Annotated in this window: 16 protein-coding genes; 7 read left to right on the top strand and 9 right to left on the bottom strand. The window is 73.0% G+C overall.

The annotated features are described in order from the left end of the window. Window positions 1–6: 6 nt before the first annotated feature. Window positions 7–1629, top strand: coding sequence for a trypsin-like peptidase domain-containing protein (locus tag DB32_RS27140; protein ID WP_083457815.1), 1623 nt, complete (start codon window positions 7–9; stop codon window positions 1627–1629). A 323-nt stretch (window positions 1630–1952) separates the two neighbouring features. Here DB32_RS27140 and DB32_RS27135 read toward each other — a convergent pair whose 3' ends face one another. Continuing rightward, window positions 1953–2906: a hypothetical protein gene (locus DB32_RS27135; RefSeq protein WP_157069444.1), complete on the bottom strand. Its 954-nt coding sequence runs from the start codon at window positions 2904–2906 to the stop codon at window positions 1953–1955. A gap of 169 nt (window positions 2907–3075) precedes the next feature. Continuing rightward, a complete protein-coding gene (locus tag DB32_RS27130; RefSeq protein ID WP_169791569.1) occupies window positions 3076–4674 on the bottom strand; it encodes an AAA-type ATPase lid domain-containing protein in 1599 nt (532 codons plus the stop codon). 147 nt (window positions 4675–4821) lie between these two features. Here DB32_RS27130 and DB32_RS27125 point away from each other — a divergent pair, with 147 nt between their 5' ends. From DB32_RS27125 to DB32_RS27110, 4 genes are read left to right on the top strand one after another with little or no spacing between them, the layout of a single operon-like run. Beyond that, window positions 4822–5535: a Crp/Fnr family transcriptional regulator gene (locus DB32_RS27125; protein WP_053235544.1), complete on the top strand. Its 714-nt coding sequence runs from the start codon at window positions 4822–4824 to the stop codon at window positions 5533–5535. 6 nt (window positions 5536–5541) lie between these two features. Beyond that, window positions 5542–6342 (top strand): hypothetical protein, encoded by an 801-nt coding sequence (locus tag DB32_RS27120; protein WP_053235543.1) that lies wholly within the window; start codon window positions 5542–5544, stop codon window positions 6340–6342. Next, window positions 6339–7055 (top strand): alpha/beta hydrolase, encoded by a 717-nt coding sequence (locus DB32_RS27115; protein WP_053235542.1) that lies wholly within the window; start codon window positions 6339–6341, stop codon window positions 7053–7055. The genes DB32_RS27120 and DB32_RS27115 overlap by 4 nt, the downstream gene beginning before the upstream one ends. Window positions 7056–7089: 34 nt before the next feature. Then, on the top strand, window positions 7090–7614 hold the full coding sequence (locus DB32_RS27110) for an AgmX/PglI C-terminal domain-containing protein (RefSeq protein ID WP_053235541.1): 525 nt from the start codon (window positions 7090–7092) through the stop codon (window positions 7612–7614). 6 nt (window positions 7615–7620) lie between these two features. Here the strand turns inward: DB32_RS27110 and DB32_RS27105 are convergent, their stop codons facing one another. Then, a complete protein-coding gene (locus DB32_RS27105) occupies window positions 7621–9564 on the bottom strand; it encodes an ABC transporter substrate-binding protein (protein WP_169791568.1) in 1944 nt (647 codons plus the stop codon). Window positions 9565–9662: 98 nt separating this feature from the next. Further along, complete coding sequence (locus DB32_RS27100; RefSeq protein ID WP_053235539.1) at window positions 9663–10391, bottom strand: ferredoxin--NADP reductase; 729 nt, start codon at window positions 10389–10391, stop codon at window positions 9663–9665. 163 nt (window positions 10392–10554) lie between these two features. Between DB32_RS27100 and DB32_RS27095 the strand changes: the two genes are divergently transcribed. Then, complete coding sequence (locus DB32_RS27095; protein WP_075097640.1) at window positions 10555–11787, top strand: sterol desaturase family protein; 1233 nt, start codon at window positions 10555–10557, stop codon at window positions 11785–11787. Between the two features lie 126 nt (window positions 11788–11913). On the opposite strand, the gene DB32_RS27090 is transcribed toward DB32_RS27095, so the two are convergent. Together DB32_RS27090 and DB32_RS27085 are read right to left on the bottom strand one after the other, a co-directional pair. Continuing rightward, on the bottom strand, window positions 11914–13998 hold the full coding sequence (locus tag DB32_RS27090; protein WP_157069442.1) for an outer membrane protein assembly factor BamB family protein: 2085 nt from the start codon (window positions 13996–13998) through the stop codon (window positions 11914–11916). Next, window positions 13995–14891: a HEAT repeat domain-containing protein gene (locus DB32_RS27085; protein WP_083457813.1), complete on the bottom strand. Its 897-nt coding sequence runs from the start codon at window positions 14889–14891 to the stop codon at window positions 13995–13997. The genes DB32_RS27090 and DB32_RS27085 overlap by 4 nt, the downstream gene beginning before the upstream one ends. 9 nt (window positions 14892–14900) lie before the next feature. Between DB32_RS27085 and DB32_RS27080 the strand changes: the two genes are divergently transcribed. Beyond that, window positions 14901–16166 (top strand): bifunctional nucleoside/nucleotide kinase/histidine phosphatase family protein, encoded by a 1266-nt coding sequence (locus DB32_RS27080; RefSeq protein ID WP_053238971.1) that lies wholly within the window; start codon window positions 14901–14903, stop codon window positions 16164–16166. Window positions 16167–16559: 393 nt separating this feature from the next. On the opposite strand, the gene DB32_RS27075 is transcribed toward DB32_RS27080, so the two are convergent. The 3 genes from DB32_RS27075 to DB32_RS27065 form a co-directional block, all read right to left on the bottom strand. After that, the gene (locus DB32_RS27075; RefSeq protein ID WP_157068918.1) at window positions 16560–17879 is read right to left on the bottom strand and encodes a transposase; all 1320 of its coding nucleotides are present in this window, start codon (window positions 17877–17879) and stop codon (window positions 16560–16562) included. 1098 nt (window positions 17880–18977) lie between these two features. Beyond that, entirely contained in the window at window positions 18978–19340 is a 363-nt protein-coding gene (locus DB32_RS27070; protein WP_053235536.1) for a hypothetical protein, read from the bottom strand. Further along, window positions 19337–19834 carry a hypothetical protein gene (locus DB32_RS27065; RefSeq protein ID WP_053235535.1) on the bottom strand — a complete coding sequence of 166 codons (498 nt, stop codon included), beginning with the start codon at window positions 19832–19834 and terminating at the stop codon, window positions 19337–19339. The genes DB32_RS27070 and DB32_RS27065 overlap by 4 nt, the downstream gene beginning before the upstream one ends. Window positions 19835–19918 lie beyond the last annotated feature (84 nt).

Below are 19918 nucleotides of genomic sequence, written 5' to 3'. Positions count from 1 at the left end.
ACGACCATGAGCCGCCCCACGAACGCCTCCACCGCCCTCACGGCCGTGCTCGCGCTCGCCTCGCTCGGCCTCGCGGGCACCACGTTCTACCTCCACCAGCAGCAGTCCGACGAGCTCGCGCGCCTGCGGGCCGCCCAGGCCGTCGTCGCACAGCGACCGCCGCAGCTCCCCGGTACGCCCACACCGCCGCCGGTGCGCGATCCGCTCCCCGCGGCCGCCGACCTGTCGAGCGCGTCGATGGCGGACGTCGTCGAGCGCGTCCTCCCGGCGGTCGTGAACATCGCGACGACGCGCGGCGGCGTGCGAGGGCAGGGCCCCTTCGGCCCGATGGGCGTGCCGCAGGGCGGGCACGGCGCGGACTCGCTCGGGTCGGGCGTGATCGTCGGCGACGACGGGCTCGTCGTCACGAACCACCACGTCATCGCGAGCGGCGGCACGATCCTCGTGACGCTGTCCGACGGCCACGAGTATCCGGCGACGATCGTCGGCGCCGATCCCCAGACCGACATGGCGCTCCTGCGCCTCCAGGGCGTCGAGCGCCCGCTCACGCCGATCCCGTACGGCGACTCGAGCCAGCTGCGTCAGGGCGACGTCGTGCTGGCGATCGGCAACCCGTTCGGCGTCGGGCAGACGGTCACGATGGGCATCGTGTCGGCGACCGGGCGCGCCGACATGGGCATCGCGGAGTACGAGGACTTCATCCAGACCGACGCCGCGATCAACCCGGGCAATTCGGGCGGCGCGCTGATCTCGATGCGCGGCGAGCTCGTCGGCATCAACACCGCGATCCTCAGCCGCACCGGCGGCAGCCACGGCATCGGCTTCTCGATCCCGTCGAACATGCTGCGCCCGATCGTCGAGAGCTTGCTGCGCCACGGGAAGGTCGTGCGCGGTTGGCTCGGGGTGACGATCCAGGACATCACGCCCGACCTCGCGAGCGCGATGGGCCTCGATGCGCCGCGCGGCGTGATCGTCACGGGCATCGAGCCGGGCAGCCCCGCGGAGCAAGCGGGCGTGCAGCGCGGGGATCGCATCGAGCGGCTCGACGCGGAGCGCCTCCTTTCTTCTGCGCAGCTGCGCAACCTGGTCGCGACGCGTGGCGCGGGGGCGCGGATCCAGCTCGCGATCGCGCGCGGCGCGGACCGGCGCACAGTCGAGGTCGCGCTCGGGGAGCGCCCGCCGGTCGCGATCCAGGCGCCGGTCGCGCCGACGGTCCCGCCCCAGGCGCGCACCCAGGATCCGCGCGGCTTGCCGCCGTTCGGGCTGCCGCCCGGGCTGGTGCCGGGCGTGCCGGGCCTGACCGATCCGGGGATGCGCGCGCAGCCGAGCGTGCCTCGTGATCTGCGCGGCGCGGACGTGGGTGGGCTGCAGGTCGTCGACCTCGACACGCGGGTGCGCGCGATGCTCGGCATTCCGCCCGACGTGCGCGCGGGCGCGGTCGTGGTGGGTCTGCGTCCGGGATCGTCGGGCGAGCAGGCGGGTCTGCAGCCCGGCGACGTGGTCGTGGAGGTGAACCGCACGCCCGTGAGCGGCGTGGCCCAGCTCCAGCACGAGTACGCACGGGCGGGCGGAAACGCGGTCCTCCTGGTCCGCCGCGGCGCCGCGACGCTCTACGTGCTGATGCGCTGAGGGCGTCGATCGCGGCCCTCGCTCGAACGTTCGCTGCCCCGCCTCGATCGATCGTGGTCCCCGAGGGACCGAGAGGATCGGATGCGGGGGGCGAGGTCGTGGAGGCGGGGGATCATCCCGCCGACGGCGGGGGGCTCATCGGCGATCGCCGGGGGGCACGCTGCGCGAGGGTGGGGCCGCGATCTTCCGAGGCGGGGCGCGCAGTCTTCGAGGCCCGAGGTGCCATCCGCGCGGCGGGGGCCACGACGCACCGACGGAAACGCGAAGGGCGGCGAGGCTCTCGCCCCGCCGCCCTCGCGCGGATCACACGTGTCGGATCGACGTCAGGGCGTCGGCAGACAGATGCGCTGCGACTCGCCCGCCGCGATCGGCTTGCAGTTGAAGCCCTCGAGGCAGTCGTTGTCGTCGATGCACGACTCGAAGCAGATGCGCGGCGAGCCGAAGTACTCGACGCAGGTGCCCTGGAGGCCCGAAGGCGTCACCGGGCACTGCGCCGACGAGGTGCACTCGCTCGTGCAGACGCCGGCCGCCGTCGTGCCGTCGACCGCGATCTGGAAGCAGCCCTGCGAGACCTCCGAGCACTGATCGGGGTTCGCGCCGAAGGGGCACTCGTTGTACGGCGGGATGCCGGGCGGGGGCGGCGGGGTGCCGTCACCCGGGAGACAGACCGCGCTGCCGTCGCTGAGGTCGGTGCAGCCCCAGTTGCTCTCGCAGCTCGCGTTCGTCGTGCAGAGCTCGTAACAGAAGAAGTTCGAGCCATCGAACGAGACGCAGTGGCCGCTGCCGGGGCAGTCGAGGTCGTCCGCGCACTCACGCGTGCACTGCGAGCCGGTGTCGCTGCCGTTCGTGATCGGCACGCACTGGTCGTTGCCGTCGGCGCACTGGCTGGTGCTCGAGCACGCGTCGTAGGTCGGCTCGCCGACCGGCGCCGTGCCGCCCGGGAGGCACACCGCGCTGCCGTCGCTGAGGTCGTTGCACGACCAGCCGGACTCGCAGATCGCGTCGGTGACGCAGGTCTGGTAGCAGAACGAGTTCACGCCATCGAAGGAGACGCAGTGACCGCTGCCGGGGCAGTCGCTGTCGAAGTCGCACGTCGATGTGCACTGGGCGTCGGTCGCCGAGCCGTTGGTCACCGAGACGCAGCGGTCGAACGCGTCGTTGCAGTCTCCGTCGGTGACGCAGGTCTCGTACGTCGACGACCCCGTCACGACGACCTTGCATCCCGAGGCCAGGAGCATGGTGGCGAGGCAGACCGTCGCGAGGGCGATTCTTTTCATGTTCTGGAAGTCCTCCCCGGCTTCGAAGCGTCTCACGAGCTTGCCGGTGTGCTCCAGGACGACCCTACGTCACCCTGGATTCAAGCTGTGACGAGAAATGTCCCGGTGCGTCCGATGACGGCGCGACGGTCCGACCTCTCCTCACAACGTGGCTCGACCTGTATGGCCGCTACCGGCCGGCGACATCATCCGCGAGGGCCGCGGCGGTTCTGCCCGGGGGCGGCTTCAGGCCGTACTTCTCCATCTTGTAGATCAGCGCGCGGCGCGAGAGGCCGAGGCGCTTCGCGGCGTGGGTCTGGTTGTGGTTCGCCTCGGCGAGCGCCTTCACGATCGCGTCGCGCTCCACCGAGTCGACGTGCTCGCGGAGCCGACCGTCGCCCTGCGCCGCCGCGAGGCTGTCGCCCGGGAGGTGCTCTGCGAGGATCTCGCCGCCGCCCGCGAGCCGCACCGCGCGCTCCATCGCGTTGCGCAGCTCGAGCACGTTGCCCGGCCACGGATAGCTGCGCAGGCGCGCGAGCGCGCCCGCCGAGAAGCGCACCGGGACGCGCGCGCCGGCCTCGATCGCGAAGCGCGTCGCGAGCGGGACCACGTCGTCGGGGCGCTGCCGCAGCGGCGGGATCGCGATCGGGTCGCGCGCGAAGAGATACGCCGCGAGCTCCGCGTGGAACGCACCACGCTCGGCGAGCGCGCGCAGATCGCGATGGCTCGTCACGACGAGGCGCGCCTCGGGCTCGAGCGCGCGCAGCACCGGGAGCCAGCGCGCCTGGGCGTCGGGTGTCAGCTCGCCGACTTCGTCGAGGATCAGCGTGCCGCCGCGCGCCTCCGCGGCCTCGTCGAGCGCGTGCTCCAGCGCGCGCGGGTCGGCCGTGCGCGCACACGAGAGCACCACCAGCGGGCCGCCTCCCGCGATGCGGTGCATGCGGCGCGCGAACGCGACCTTGCCGGCGCTCGGCTCGCCGGTCAGCAGGATCGGGCCGCGGGCGTGGGCGCGGACCTCGAGCCGCTCGGCGGCGCGTCGGCTCGCGGCGTCGTCGAGCACCGGATCGTCCTCCGGCGGGCGCGACACCGGCACTCGACCTCGCTCCTCGAGCTGCATCCGAAGGGCGAGGCGCGCCGCGCGGATCAGGCGCTCGGGGTGATCCGCGTCCTTCGGCGCGACCGCGCACGCGACGATCACGCCCTCGAGCCCGACGCCGCGCAGCACGCGCTCGACGACCGCGAGCGCGCGCTCGCGCGTGGTGTCGGGCAGGAGGATCTCGGTCTCGTCGTGGGCGTAGCTCGCGACGACGTCGCCCGCGCGGAAGCGATCGAGCGCCGCCCCGAGGAGCACGCCGCCCTCGCCGCTGCGCGCGAGCGCCATGACCAGCGCGGTCGGACGACCGCCGCGCGCGGCGCGCGCCATCTCCTCGGCGAGGCGCTCCTTGAACTCCGCGTGGGTGAGCGCGCGTCGCGTCGCTGGCAGATCGGGGGAGCTGATCCCGACCACCAGGTGAGCCGGGCCGATCGTGAGCTCGTCGCCCGGCTTGAGCTCGACCGGGCTCTCCATGCGCTTGCCGCCCAGGAAGATCTCGGGCGCGCGCGAGGTCTCGCGCAGCGAGAGCGTCCGCCCGTTCCACGCGATGCGGCCTTGCGATCCGAGCGGCTCCGCGATCCCGTCGACCGCGACGAGCGCCTCGCCGCGTGGACCCGCGAGCATCGACTCCCCGAGCGGCACGTCGACGATCCAGCTGCGATCGCGACACCGCACCGCCACGAAGGCGCGTGCCACCGCGCCGGATGCTCCCTCCGCTGCGGTGCGCTCCGCCGCCATGCGGGCCGACTATATCCCGAGCCGAGGCGCCAACGGGGCACGCGTGTCACGCGCGCGACGTTCTCGCCGCGAAACGGAGTGGTCGTGATATGGTGGGTGACCACGATGGCGATCGCACCTCGTTCGGCCGACGAGCTCTTCCGGGATGTGCCCATCCTCGGTCAGCTCCCTGCTCCCGATCTGCATCTCCTCGCCGAGGCCGCCGAGGTACGGAAGGTGGCGCGCGCCGCGCCGCTGTTCAGCGAGGGACAGGCCGCCGAGGGGCTCTTCGTGGTGCGCACCGGCGAGGTGAAGCTCACGAAGAGCGGCCGTGACGGACGCGAGCAGATCATCTACCTCGCGCGCCCGGGACGGCCGATCATCGAGGGCGTGCGGTTCGACGGCGGGGTGTACCCCGCGAGCGCGATCGCGATGCGCGCGGGCAGCGCGCTCCTCGTCTCGAACGAGACGATCGCCGCGCTCGGCGAGAAGCGCCCCGCGATCCTGCGTGTGATGCTCGATCTGCGCGCTCACCGCGCGGACAAGACGCTGCGCCTGGTGAGCGATCTGTCGCTGCGCACGGTGCCGGCGCGCCTCGCGTCGTTCCTCTGCACGCTCGCCGCGGCGCGCGAGCTGCGCGGCGAGGACTCGCGGCACCTGGTGCGCGATCTGACGACCGAGACGGTCGCGGGGCGGCTCGGGACGGTGCGCGAGGAGATCTCGCGCGGCCTGGCGCTGCTCGAGCGCGAGGGCGCGCTGAAGGTCACGCCCGATCTGATCGAGGTGCTCGACATCTCGAAGCTCGAGTCGATCGCGTACGGGCGCAAGAAGGGCTCGTAACGAGCGGTGATCGGCGCGCGGGCGTTCGCGGCCGTCGTCGGGGCCTGCGTCGTCGCGTTCGTGCTCGCCGCGCTCGTCGCGCCGCTGGTGCCGGTCGATCCGAGCCGCAGCGCGGTGGCCGCGTTCGCCGCGTTCGGGCTCGGGTTCGCGGCGGTGTCGGCGATGACGATCGCGGCCGGCGCGGTGATCGGGCCGCTGCCGCCGCGCGCGCTCGCGCTCTGGGTCCCGGTCATCGCAGTGCTCGCGGGGTCGGCCGCGACGCGCGCGAGCGGCATCGCCGCGAGCGCGCTGGTGATCGTCGCGCTGCTCACGGGCGGCGCGGTGTCGGGCGGCGTGGTCGGCGCGCGCATCCAGCACGCGGGGCACGTCGTGATCGTCGCCGTGGTGTCGTCGCTCGCCGACGTGTGGAGCGTGCTCAGCCCCGCCGGGCCGAGCGCTGCTGCGCTCGAGTCGGCGCCGATGCTCTCGGTGCTCGCGCTCCCGTTCCCGATGCTCGGCACGCGCGCGATCGAGCCGCTGCTCGGCATCGGCGACGTGGTGTTCGTCGCGCTGTACCTCACGGTGTCGCGGCGCTTCGCGCTCGGCGTGCGTCGCACCATCGTCGCGCTCGGGATCGCGTTCGCGGTGACCGCCGCCAGCGTGATCGCGCTGGAGCGCGCGCTGCCGGCGTTGCCGTTCCTCGGCGCGGCGATCCTCGTCGCGCACCCCGAGACGCGCTTGCCTCCGCCGCACGAGCGGCGCGTCGCCGCGATCGGGATCGGCGTCCTCGCCGTGCTCGTGATCAGCGTGCTAGCCCTGTCCCGATGAAGATCGAGCGGCTCGGAGATCTCGACGCGCGCATCGTCGGCGGCACCGATCGCCAGGGCGGTGGCGACGGACCGGTGGTGGTGCTCCTGCACGGGTTCGGCGCGCCGGGCGAGGATCTCGTCGGGCTCTGGCGCGTCGCCGACGTGCCGCGCGGCACGCGCTTCGTGTTCCCCGAAGCGCCGCTCGATCTCTCGAGCGTCTACGGGATGGGCCGCGCGTGGTGGATGATCGACATGATCGCGCTCGATCGGATGATGCGCGAAGGGCGCGCGCGCGATCTCGCGAACGAGGTGCCCGAGGGCATCGAAGAGGCGCGCGCGAAGATCGTCTCGATGCTCGACGCGATCGAAGAGCGCCTCCGGCCGAGCTCGCTGATCCTCGGCGGCTTCTCGCAGGGCGCGATGCTCTCGCTCGACGTCGCGCTCCACGATGCGCGCCCGCTCGCGGGGCTCGCCCTCTTCTCGGGCACGCTGCTCGCGCAGTCGATCTGGGCGCCGAAGATGGCCGCGCGCGCCGGTCTGCCCGTGATGCAGAGCCACGGCGCGTTCGATCCGATCCTTCCGTACCCGAACGCCGAGCTCTTGCGCGATCGTTTGAAGGACGCGGGCGTCGACGTGGACTTCGTGCCGTTCCGCGGCGGCCACGAGATCCCGCCGGTCGCGCTGCAGCGCTTCGGCGCGCTCGCGCATCGCGTGCTCGCGCCGCGCGATTGACGCGCGGCGCGCGCTCCGAGTACTGCTCGCGCGCATGATGCGGCGAGCGGGTGGGGTCGCGGCGATCGTTCTGGCGCTGTCGGGATGCGCGGGCGGGAACTGTCCGCGTCGCGCCGCGAGCACCGGGGGGAACAGCAGCGAGGGCAGCGAGTCGACGGTCGTCGCGTCGCAGGGCCCGACCGCGCACGAGACGCCGCAGCACGATCTCGAATTCGACGAGCAGGTCGTGACCGCGAGCCCCTCGGACGCGCCGCCCGAGCGCCTCACGCCCGAGATCGTCCAGCACGTCGTCACGGGTCAGCTCACCGACGTGCACCAGTGTTACGAGAACGCGCTCCACGCCGCGCCGGGCACCGCGGGCCGCGTCGCGGTCCTCATGCACATCTCGTCGACGGGCAACGTCGTGTCGACCGAGGTCGCGGAGAACACGACTGGCATCGATACGCTCGGCACGTGCATCGCCGAGCACGCGCAGCACTGGCACTTCCCCGAGGCCGCGCACGACATCGCGGTGCGGTACCCGTTCGCGCTGCAGCCTGCGCCCGCCGTCGCGCAGTGATCTTCGTCAGCGCGGCGCGTCGGGCGAGACGAAGAGCTCTCCGCGCAGCTCGAGCAAGCGCGTCGCCTGCCTCGCCTCGCGCGCCGCGCCGAGCCCGCCGCTCGCGCCGGCCGTCGGCGCCTCGCGTCCCGCGGCGAGCCACGACGCGACGTCGGCGCGGCTCGTCGCGCCCGACGCCACGGCGCGCCGCACGAGCCCGAACGCGTCGTACGCGTACGCCGCGAACGCGTCGGGCTCGGTCGCGAAGCGCGCCATGAAGCCGTCGGTGAACGAGCGCGCCTCGCCCTCCGCCGTCGGCGCGTGGAACGGCACGCTGAAGAGCGCGCCCTGCAGGTAACGACCCGCGGTGCGCGGCAGGCGCGGATCGAACCCGACGCTCGGCACCATCAGCGCGATGCGCCGCCCGCGCGGCGGAGGCGCCGCGCCCGGCATCGTGCTCCACAGCCCCCCCGCCGCGAGCGCGGGCGCGATCAGCGCGAGGCGCGCGCCGCTGTCCGCGACGAGCACCGCGTCCGCGCCGCCCTGCGCGATCTGCTGCACCTGCGGCCCGAAGCTCGTCGCGGTCGGCGCGTAGGCCGCGCTCGTCGCCATCTCGCCGCCCTCGGCCGCGACCGCGCGCGCCAGCGCATCGCGCATCGCCACGCCGTACGGCGACTCCGGGTGCAGCGCCGCGAACCGCGCCGCGCCGCGCGCTCGCGCCGCGCGGACCAGCGCGCGCAGCTCGCCCTCGGCGCTCGGGAACAAGCGGAACGCCATCGGGCCCGCGCTCGTCACGTCGCCCGCGGGCGAGAGCGTGATCAGCGGCACCCCGAGCTGCTGTGCGCGACGCGCCGCGGCGACCGCCGAAGGACCATCGAGCGGGCCCACGATCGCGATCGCACGGTGCGTCGACACCAGCTCCTCGACCGCGCGCGCCGCGCGCTCGGGATCGCCCGCGTCGTCGCGCAGCACGAGCTGCGGCGCGTCGGGCGGCGGCGGGCCCTCGGCGGGCGTTCCTGCCGCGAGCATCAGTCCGCGCAGCGCGCGCTGGCCGATCTCGCGGCCGCGCCCCGAGAGCGGAAGGATCGCGCCGATCACCCGCGGATCTGCCGTCGCGATGCGGTCGGCGCGCAGCACGAGCGCCGCGAGCTCCTCCGAGAGCTCCACGCCCTGCGAGCGCAGCTCGCTCGCGATCGCGCGCACCCGCTCGACGTCGCCCGCGTCGTACGCCGCGCGGATCGCGCGCAGCGCGACCTGGGGCCACGACGTGCCGTCGCGCGCGAGCGTGTCGTAGGCGAGCGGGACGAGCTCGGCGGGCAGCTCGTTCGTCACGATGGCCTCGATGCGCGTGCGCGCCTCGTTCGTGTCGGTCTCGGAGGTGTTCGCGCGGACGAGATCGTCGAGCGCGCCGAGCGCGGTGATCGGATCGCCCGTCTGCATCGACGCCGCCGCGAGCGTGCGCAGCAGGAGCGACGTGCTCTCGGGATCGACCAGCCGACCGCGCAGCGGCGTGAGCACGTCGATCGCCTCGGCGCTGCGCCCGAGCAGATGCAGCGCGACACCGCGATGGAAGCGCGCGCGCTCCGCGACCACCTCGTCGTCGCTCGTCGCGGCGCGCTCGAAGCGCTCGAGCGAGCCCTGCGCGTCGCCGCTCGCGAGCAGCACGCGCCCCAGGCCCAGCTCGGCGAGCGGGACCAGCCGATCCTCGGGGTGCTCGGCGAGGAACTCGCGGTAGCGCTCCGCGGCCTCGCTCGAGCGGCCTTGCTCCGAGGCGCGCTCGGCCTCGCGCAAGTCGGCCTCGGCGTCGGGATCGTCGGTGGTCAGCGCGGGCGTCGTGCCGATCGGGCGCTGTCCCGTGCCGCCTGGGCACCCCGTGAACACCAGCGCAGCGGCGAGCGGCAGGAGCGTGAGGAGGGCAGCGCGACGCAGCGCAGGGCGGGCTCCGTCGAGGAGCTCGAGGGGCAGGGGCATCGCGTCGGCCATCATGCCGCCGGGCGTGCCAGAGGGCGAGCGTGGGATCAAGGAAACGACATGTAGGCAGCCCGGAGCTCGACGGGTTGCAGACCGCCTCAGTCGTAGCGTTCCGAGTGCACGTGGCGGCGATCCAGGCGCAGCTCGTCCTTCAGCGTGCGGCGCACCTCGCTCACCATCTTCGACAGCCCGCAGACGTACACGTGCGGCGCGCCCGGCATCGTGGGCAACAGCTCGTGGAGGTGGTGCTGCACCCAGCCGCAGCGCCCCTTCCAGATGCGCGTGTCGGCGCGCGACAGCGTCAGCTCGAGGCGGAAGCGCGGGTGGCGCGCGGCCCAGCCCTCGAGCTCCTCGCGCCACAGGATGTCCTCCTCGGTGCGCGAGCCGAAGAGCAGCACCTGCGGCGGTCCGTCCTCGCGGCGCAGCTCTTCCTGCAGCATCGCGCGCAGCGGCGCGAGCCCGGTGCCGGTGCCCACGTAGAGCGCCGGCGCGTCGCGCTCCGCGTCCTCGCGCACGAAGAGCCCGTTCGGCCCGCGCGCGTCGACGCGCGTCCCGAGCTCCATCGCGTGCAGGCGCTCCGAGCCCGGCCCGCCCTCGACGAGCGTCACCGCGAGCGCGAAGCGATCGGGCGCGCTCGCGTCGGGCGCGCTCGCGATCGAGTAGTCGCGATCGATCCCGCCCCCGAGGTGCAGCTTGACCCACTGTCCGGCGAGGAAGTCGAACGCGCGTCCGTCGGTGGTGCGGAACACCAGCTCGCGCACCGTGGGCGAGAGCATCCTCGCATCGGTCAGCTCGACGGTTCGCAGCTCGGCGGGGATTCGGCGCATGACGAGAGGGCGCGCAGGCTGACGTCGGAAATCGTGCGCGTCGAGCCCTCTCTCGGGCGATCCGCGCGCGATCGCAAGCGCACCTCACCGGCGACCGCGCCTGCCGAGCGTCGCACGATCGTCGGCGGGTGCGCCGCACCTTCGGGCAGAATCGCCGTCAGCCATGTCCGACGAACCGAAGCTCGTGGTCGCGCCCACGGTCGAGAAGCTCGAGCGCCTCGCCACCTCGCACGGCGCGCTCGCGCCCGGGACCGGCCTGCTCACCGGCGTCATCGCGCTCGTGCTCGCGATCCTCTCGGTGCTCGCGGTGATCGGCTTCCACTTCCCGGCCTACCTCTCGACGCCCGAGCTTCGCCACGTCTACGACGTCCAGACGCTGCGCTACGTGCTCTTCGGCGCGATGGTCGTCTCGGGCGCGCTCTCGCTCGTCAACATCGTCTTCGGGCGCCGCCGCTGGCTCGCCGCGTCCGCCTTCGCGATCGTCGCGCTCGCGGAAGCGCTCGGCGGGCCCACCGTGCCGATCGGCGATTTCCCCGATCACACGCCGTACGTCGGGCTCGACTTCTTCGTGCTCGATCTCCTCGGCTCGACGCTCGTCTTCGTCTTCCTCGAGAAGCTGTTCCCGCTGCGCCGCGACCAGCCGATCTTCCGCGCCGAGTGGCAGAACGACCTGACGCACTTCTTCGTGAACCACCTGATCGTCGGGCTCGTGCTGCTGATCACGAACCGCGTCGTGCACGGCGCGTTCGGCTGGGCGGTCAGCACCACGGTGCAGTCGTTCGTCGCGTCGCTGCCGTTCCTCGCGCAGCTCTTCCTCGTGATCCTCGTCGCCGATCTCGTGCAGTACTGGACGCACCGCGCCTACCACGAGGTCCCGTTCCTCTGGCGCTTCCACTCGGTGCACCACAGCGCCGAGCACATGGACTGGCTCGCGGGATCGCGTCAGCACCTGCTCGAGCTGATCGCCACGCGCATCATGGTGCTCGCGCCGATCTTCGTGCTCGGGTTCTCGCAGCGCGTGATCGACGTCTACGTGATCGTCGTCGGCTTCCAGGCCGTGTTCAACCACGCCAACGTCGACGTGCGGCTCGGGCCGCTGCGCTATCTGATCGTCACGCCGAACTTCCATCACTGGCATCACTCGCGTGACACCGAGGCGATCGATCGGAACTACGCCGCGCACTTCGCGTTCCTCGACTACCTCTTCGGCACCGCGGTCACCGCGGATCGCAAGTGGCCCAACCGCTACGGCGTGGTCGGCGACTACGTGCCGCTCGGCTTCCTCAAGCAGCTCGCCTTCCCGTTCGTGGGATCGACGGAATCGCGCGAGCGTCCGACGCTCGCACCCGGCGAGGCGGCGTGGACCAAACCTCAGGACCCGCCGCCGCCTGCCTGACGCCTCGACGCCGCGAACCGAATGAGAGCAAGCGGGGCTGGGGCCCCGCGCGCAGCGTTTGGGGTGGGGGACCCGATCCGGCTTCGCCGGTCGGGGGGAGGGGTCTTCCAAGACCCCTCCGTAAGCTCAGCGACGCACGGTGTACGTCACGCTCTGCCGCGCGCGGGCGCGCGTCGCGGGGAACTGCCGCGAGCGCACGACCGGTTCGAGGCACGGCGCGAGCTCGCTCGGCGTCGCGGTGACCGTCGTGATCGTGCCGTCGGGCTCGACCGCGATCACCACGCGCGCCTGGGTGTGCGAGCGCTCGGGCGTCGTGAGGCACGCGTCGAGGTCGTCGTCGATCGGCGCCATGAGCTGATCGAGCAGCGGCCCCGTGATGCGCGCCGGCAGCTCGGTCGTCGTCTCTTCGCTCGTCGTCGCCGCCTCGCTCGTCGGCGCGCTCCGCGTCGGCTCGCTCGCGGGCGCCGCGCTCAGCGCGGTGAGCGCCTGCTGCGCCGCCGCCCGCGCCGCCTGCATCGACATCGGATCGTCGATCACCCAGCGCAGCGTGTCCTGCGACGCCGGCCCGGCGAGCGCCGCGTACGCCGTGATCGCCGCCGCGAGCGCGCGCCCCAGCGTCTCGTCGTTCTCCGCGTGATAGAGCCGCACGAAATCTTCGAGCGGCTCGCGCGCGCTCGCGTCGCCGAGCGCCTGCAGCGCCTCCGCCACCGCGGCGAGATCCTCGGCCGGCGTCTGCGGATCACGCAGCTGCGCGATCAGCAGCGGCACCGCGCGGCGCTCGTTCGCCCGCGCCGCGGCGCGCGCCAGCGGACCGACCGGCGGCGCGCTCGTCCCCGCGAGGTACGACGCGTGGCGCTCGAGCGCGCTCGTCACGTGCTCGATCCCGCTCTCGCGCATCGCCAGCGCGTCGCACGCCGCCGCGTGCAGCTGCGCCGGCAGCGAACGGTCGTCGCACAGCGCGACCAGGCTCGCCGTCACGTCGGGCTCCGGCATCGACGCGAGCAGCCGCGCCGCGTACGCGCGCGCCGGCACCAGCCGCGCGTCGGTGTTCTGCGTCGCCGCGAGCAGCTGATCGCGCAGCGGCATCGCGTCGCCCTCGGGCGCGCCGCCGCGGAGCGCGACGTTCGACACGTGGGCCCACGTCGCGGCCATCCCGGTCTGCGCGCGCGACACGATGCGCCCGTCCTCCCGCGACAGCCCGTACACGTTGCCCGCGTCGTCGACCACGAAGACGCCGCCCTCGGCCGCGCGCGCCCCGACCACGTCCGCCGGCAGCTGCTGCACCCAGCGCACGCTCTCGTTGCTCGCTCCGAGCGCGAAGACGAGCCGGTACGACACGAAGTAGATCGTGTCGTCCTGGAGCGACACGTCTCCGTCGCGCGGCACCGCGCGCCACACCAAGCGCACGCGGTGCGTCGCGCTCGTCGGCGAAGGCGGCGGCTCGTACGCGTTGCGCAGCAGGCCCGGGTTGCCCGGGAGCTCTCGCGCGACCGGCTGGAACCACGGCGCGTCGGGCGCCGACGTCGTCCGCTCGCTCAGCTGCGCCAGCCCTTGCTGCCCGAAGAAGATCGCGCGCTCGTCGGCCAGCGCGTGCCCGACCACGCCGCGCGTGAAGCGCACCCGCGCGAGCTCCGCGCCGCTCGCGTCGAGCACCGAGAGGTTCTGCTGCGCCCAGGGCAGGAAGATCATCCCCGCGCGCACCGCGGGCTCGCCGACCGCCTGCTCGACCCCGAGCTGCCACGCGACACCGCCGTTCGACACGACGACGAGCCGCGAGCGCGCTCCCACCGCGCCGCCGGTCGACAGCGCGATCGCCGCGAGCGCGCCTTCGCCGTCGGCGCCGGTCATCGAGAGCTCGTCGTCGCCGAACCGCGTCGCCACGCTCCCGTCGGACAGGCGCCGCACCACGATGCCCGAGGGCTCCTGCGTCACGACGTAGTCGCCCGCGACCTGCGGCGTCGTCTCCGCCTCGACCGTCTGCTCCCAGAGCGCGCGCCCCGCCGCGGCGTCGTACGCCCAGAGCCGCATCGGCGCGGGCGTGAGGCCCACCACGATCTCCGGCTCCTGCCGCGGCGGCGCCGCCGCGACGCGATCGAGCACGGCGCGCACGTCGTCCGGGCGATCGTCGGGGAAGTCGACCGCGAGCCCCTGCGAGCCGCCGCAGCCCACCAGCGCGATCGCGATCGCGCCCATCCATCGGCTCGCCGTCATTGCGCGATCCTCGCCACGACGTCCTCCGCCGAGCGCCGCACCGGGTCGTTCGCCGGCTGCGCGCTCGCCCACTCGCTCAGGAACGTCCGCACCTCGGGCGTCGCGAGCTCTCCGAGCCGCGCCACCACGTCGAGCCGGCTGCGCGACGGCAGATCGCGCCGCCGCAGCATCTCCTCGAGCACGCCCTGCATCTGCGAGAACGGAAGGCGCCCGAGGTACTCGAGCACCCGCCCGACGTGCTCCGCGCGCACCACCTTGCCCAGCGCGGGGCCCGCCTCGGGCACGCCGCGATCGAGCGCGAGGAAGAGCGACTCCACGGCGCTCACCGCGCCGAGATCACCGAGCGCCGTCGCCGCGGCGCTCCGCACCTCGGCGCTGCTGTCCGACAGCGCGCTCACCAGCGCGCGGTCCGCGCCGCGAGGCCGCGTCGCCGCGATCGCCTGCACCGCGCGCAGCCGCACCTCGGGCCGCCGGTGCGTGACGAGCTCGAAGAGCACCGGCCCCGCTTCCGCGCGCCCGAGCACGGTCAGCGTGTCGATCGCCGACTCGAGCAGATCGGGCGCCAGTCCGTCGCGGATGCGCGCCGCGAGCGGCTCCACGCCGCGCGGGCTTCCGAGCAGGCCGATCGACTGGATGGCGGTCTGCACCTCGTCGTGATCCGACGAGCGCAGCATCTGGGTCGCCTGATCGAGCGTGAGGTCCTGGGCCGTGGCGCGCGCTGGAGCGAGCGCGAGACCCGACAGCGCCGCGACGATCGCGGCGGAGATGGCTATGCGCAGCATCGACGATTCCCCCGGGAGAAGCGCGATGTGTATCGAGGCCTCGGCCTCGGGCGCAAGACGCTCCCGCGCGGCGCGTGGATCGCCGTTCCGACGCGGCGCCTCGCGTGTCATCGTCCCCCGATGGCGAATGCACCGCGCCGGGATCGTCCGGCGTCCGTCCGGCTGGCGCTCGTGATGGTGGGCCTTCCCGCGCGCGGCAAGACGCACATCGCGCGGCGCGTGATGCGCTACCTCTCGTGGCTCGGCTATCGCACGCGCGTCTTCAACGTCGGCAACTACCGGCGCGAGCGCGTCGGCTCGCAGATGAGCCACACGTTCTTCGATCCGACGAACCCCGAGGGACGCGCGGCGCGCGCCGAGGTCGCGATGGCCGCGCTCGCCGACATGCTCGCGTGGTTCGCGAACGGCGGCGAGGTCGGCATCTACGACGCGACGAACTCGACGCGCGAGCGGCGCGCGCTGGTCGCCGACCGCTGCCGCGCGCAGGGCCTGCAGGTCGTGTTCGTCGAGTCGATCTGCGAGGACGAGACGGTCATCGCGTCGAACATCCGGCAGACGAAGCTGCACATGCCGGACTACGTCGGCATGGACCCCGAGCAGGCCGTCGCCGACTTCCGCGCCCGCATCGCGCAGTACGAGAAGGTCTACGAGACGGTCGAGGAGGACGAGGGCAGCTTCGTGAAGCTGATCGACGTCGGCAGGAAGCTCGTCGCGTCGCGCGTCGACGGGTTCCTGCCGTCGCGGCTCGTCTTCTTCCTGATGAACATCCACACGATCCCGCGGCCCATCTATCTCTCGCGGCACGGGGAGAGCGAGTACAACGTCGCGCACCGCATCGGCGGCGACTCGCCGCTCTCGCCGCAGGGCCGCCGCTTCGCGCAGAACCTCGGGCGCTACGTCGAGGGCGAGGTCGGCGAGGGCGAGATCCGCATCTGGACGAGCACGCTGCGCAGGACGATCGAGACCGCGCGGCCGCTGGGTCGCGGCACGGTCGAGTGGCGCGCGCTCGACGAGATCGACGCGGGCGACTGCGACGGGATGACGTACGACGAGATCCGCGCCGCGATGCCGAAGGAGTTCGAGGCGCGCAGCGGCGACAAGTTCGACTATCGCTACCCGCGCGGCGAGAGCTATCGCGACGTCATCCGAAGGCTCGAGCCGGTGATCGTCGAACTGGAGCGCGAGCGCAGCCCGGTGCTGATCATCGCGCACCAGGCGATCCTGCGCGCGCTCTACGCGTACCTGATGGACAAGCCGCCGCGGGACTGCCCGCACCTCAGCGTTCCGCTGCACACGCTGGTGAAGCTGACGCCGCAGACGTACGGGGTGATGGAGGAACGCTTCGAGCTGGGGCCCGAGCCGGATCGGGCGGAGGCCCCCACGTAAGGGGCGAGGGTGTGGGTCCGGCGGCCGGGGTGCTGTCGTAGTCAAGTGCGGACGCGTGTGATCGCCGGATCGGGCGCGTCTCGCACCCGCTGATCCGCACACCGGGCCCTTCTTGCGCGAGGTGGCTCGCCGCGAACGAGGGTTGGTGTGCGGTGGCTTCAGGCGGTCGGATCGGAGAGCGACGGGACGGATAGGCCCGAACTGTCTTGTCGGACGTCCGCGTGAGCGGCGTCGGGTCGGCCTCGTTGGGCATTTCGCCCGCCGCGTCGATCTCGAGGGTGCGCTGGGACTCGCGGTGCAGCCTCGCGGGCTCGAGCACCCCAGGTGAGCGTCACCCGCTCGATCTTCGCGCCTTGGAGCGGAAGCGAAGAGAAGAGAGCGCGAAGCTCGCCGTCAGGAGCCGGCGAGCGAAGATTGTCCGGCGTCGCGCGAGGGCGACGCGGTCACAGCGGTCATCGAGCGCGTGTCGAAGAGCTTGGTCGCATCGAAGGGCGCTCCTCGCGCGACGTGCACCATCGCGCGCGCGAGCTTTCGCATCAGCGCGACGACGGCCTTGAGCTTGATGTCGGCGCGGTAGCCCTTTCGCGCTCGGTACCACTCACGCGCGACGGGGTCGCTCTGCACGAAGCGCAGCGCTGCGAGGAAGAGGTACCGACGCGCGCGTCCGGGACCTCGCTTCGTGATGTGGATCGTGTGCTGCCCGGCGTTGTTGCCGCTGCTCTGGACCCTGAGGTTGAGGCCCATCGCCTTCTCGAAGGACGCGGACGATTCGTAGTCGGCGGGATTGCCGAGGTCGGCGACGAGCGCAGCGGTCGTGACGGCGCCGAACGCGGCGCGGATCGAGTGGAGCTCGCGATGATTGGCGAGCTCGGCCTCGATGCGCTTGTCGACATCGCGGATGTGCTCGCGCAACGCGAGCATGTGACGCGCGAGCGAGCGCAGGAACGAGCGCTCCTGATCGTGCATCGACTCGCCGAGCGAGCTGACGGCGCAGCCGACGATCTGCTCGATGCGCTCGAAGGAGAGCGCCGCGCGCGAGACGCGTCGGAGCAGCGCGACTGCATCGCCGCGTCTGGCGCGGACCTCGGCAGGGCCGGGCATCTCGCAGAGCAAGTGCAGGTGCCACGCGGCGTCCATGTCGAGGTGCTGGGAGAGCTCGGGCCAGTGACGCGCGACGAGCGCTTCGAGCCGTCCGTACGCGGTCTCGAAAGGTCGAGCGTAGAGGTCGCGCTCGTCGATCAGACTGCGCATCGCCCTCTGGACTGCGCTCCGCTCTTTCCAGCGCTTCGAGATGCCTTGCGCGTGAAGATGCGCGAGCAGCGTGCACGCCTTGGCGTCGTGCAGGCTCGGCACTCCGTCGAGCAGCGCGGCCGCATCGTGGACCTTCTTGGCGTCGACGCGGAACACGGGGATGTCGCGCAGAGTCAGCTGATAGCGGAGCGCGTCGCCGTAGACGCCCGTCGGCTCCATCGCGACCTCGAGCGCGACGCCGAGCTCACGAAGACGGCAGAGCAGCTCGAGGAACAGGCGCGTCTGCTTCGGGTGCTCGAAGCGGACGATCTCGATACAGCGACCCGCTGCGCTCGCGAAGCCGGCGAACATCTTCGTCTTCGCGAGGTCGATCGCGACGATGCAGCACGCTCCGAGCGCAGTGGCGAGCTTGCTCGCGTCGACGTGTTGGATCTCGACGGTCCGATAGGTACGCTTGGCCACGGGGACGACCTCCTGCACGGCAGTTTCGACTGTCTCTTCGAGGCGTCCCCAACTCTCCTACAGCCGACTCGCGGGCTGCTGTACGAGAGGGCGCGAGCGTCGGGCGAGGTTGGACGCGTCGCGGCGCGCGCTTCGCGCTCTGCCGCGACGCTGTCGTCAGTCTGTGGTCGGAGTCTGCGAGCCCCCGTCGCACGAGGCCGCCGGACCCACACCCTCGCCCCCGGTACCGCGGTTCTGCCGCCTCGCGAGGTGATGTGGACGATGGCTCGCGACGGGTCCGCGCTTCGCCGCGGCCCCGACGCTCGCGTGTAGCACCGCGCTCCGCGCGTGTGCGCGCTGTCGCGCGAGGATGGAGCCCCGATCGAGCAGAGGCTTCGGCGCGAGGGGCGAGGGTGTGGGTCCGGCGGCCTGAGTGCTCGCGGGCTGCTGTTCGAAGAGGGCGCGAGCGTCGGGCGAGGTTGGACGCGTCGCGGCGCGCGCTTCGCGCTCTGCCGTGACGCTGTCGTCAGGCTGTGGTCGGAGTCTGCGAGCCCCCGTCGCACGGGGCCGCCGGACCCACACCCTCGCCCCCGGTACCGCGGTTCTGCCGCCTCGCGAGGTGATGTGGACGATGGCTCGCGACGGGTCCGCGCTCCGCCGCGGCCCCGACGCTCGCGTGTAGCACCGCGCTCCGCGCGTGTGCGCGCTGTCGCGCGGGATTGAGGAGGGCGCGGACGTGCGGTGATTGAGTCGCTCGGGCGAGCGCGCGAAGCGCGATCGAACGAGCGTCACGGAGAGCGAGTGCTCTGTCCGGCGCGCGGAGCGCGACGGACAGAGCATCACGAACGTGCGTGCGAGCGTTCGTCTCGGCGCGCGGAGCGCGACGCGACGAGCGTCACGACCGAGCACGTCCTCGAGTCACGCCCCCGAGCACGATCTGCGGGGACTCGAGATCGCGCCAACCGCGAAGCAACCCCACCACGAGCGGCCCGCTCGACGAGACCCAAACGAAACAGCTGTGAGCGCGAGCGCGCGCCAGCGCGCCCTCGCGCGAACGCGCACACCGAAGCCTCACGGTGAGCACCCAGCTCGTTCTCGAGATCGCGCGCTCGAAAGCGACTACACGCCGCTGTCGCCCGTCGCGCCGAGGACCACCTCGCGAACGATCGGCTGGTATCCGCAGCTGCAGCACCCACCGCCGTCGCGCTCGAGCGTGACGGTGAGCGTGACCGGCGCCTCGCCGTCGGTGCGCACGACCAACGTGTGCGTGCCCAGCGCGAGCTCGTCGACCGTGCAAACCGCTTCGCCGGCTCCGCCGCCGCAATGCGCGTCCGCGCCCTCGATCATCACGGGCGAGAGCAACTCGCCGCCCGCGCGCGACACGCGCAGCTGGAGAGGCGGGTAGCAGGCCCCGCAGTCGCCGCACGGCGTTCCGCACGCGCCGAACAGCAGCGCGACGATCGCGAGCGCGACGCGCGTCACGACACGCCCAACGACGTCAGGATCTCGACGCTGATCCCCGCCGCGCGGCGGATGTCGCCGCGGGCGCTCTCGTCGTCGACGATCGCCGCGATCGCCGCGCGCGCCGGGGCGAGCTCCTCGCGCAGCACCTCGCGGGCGTCGAGCGCCTGGGGATCGAGCGCGCGCGCGATGTCGAGCATCGCGTGCGCCGCGGCCGGCGCGAGGTCGGGATCGCGGCCCGCGGCGACCGCCGCGAGCGCCTCGAGCGCGCGCTCCGGCGCATGCATCGCGGGCGCGGCGCGCACCGCAGCGAGACGCACGTCCGCGCCCTGCTCCTCGCTCGCGATGCGCGCGACGATCGCGTCGTCGCCCAGCCGGTCCACGACTCGCGCGAGCTCCAGCGGATCGCTCGATCGCGCCGCGAGCAGCGGGTCCGTGTCCTGCGCGCTCGCGCTCGCCGCGATCACCGCGATCCCGATGCCGATCCACGCCCGCTTCGTCGTCCTCGCGCGCACGGGCGCAGCATCCTTCGTCTCTCGCGCGCGTGCACGCCCCCCGCGCCGTCGGCTCGTCCGCCTTGGGATTGGCGGCGACGGCAG

The sequence above is a fragment of the Sandaracinus amylolyticus genome, assembly GCF_000737325.1.
Taxonomy (GTDB): domain Bacteria; phylum Myxococcota_A; class Polyangia; order Polyangiales; family Sandaracinaceae; genus Sandaracinus; species Sandaracinus amylolyticus.
Note: the sequence above shows the minus strand (reverse complement) of the source record. Positions and strands in the feature narration are given on the sequence as shown.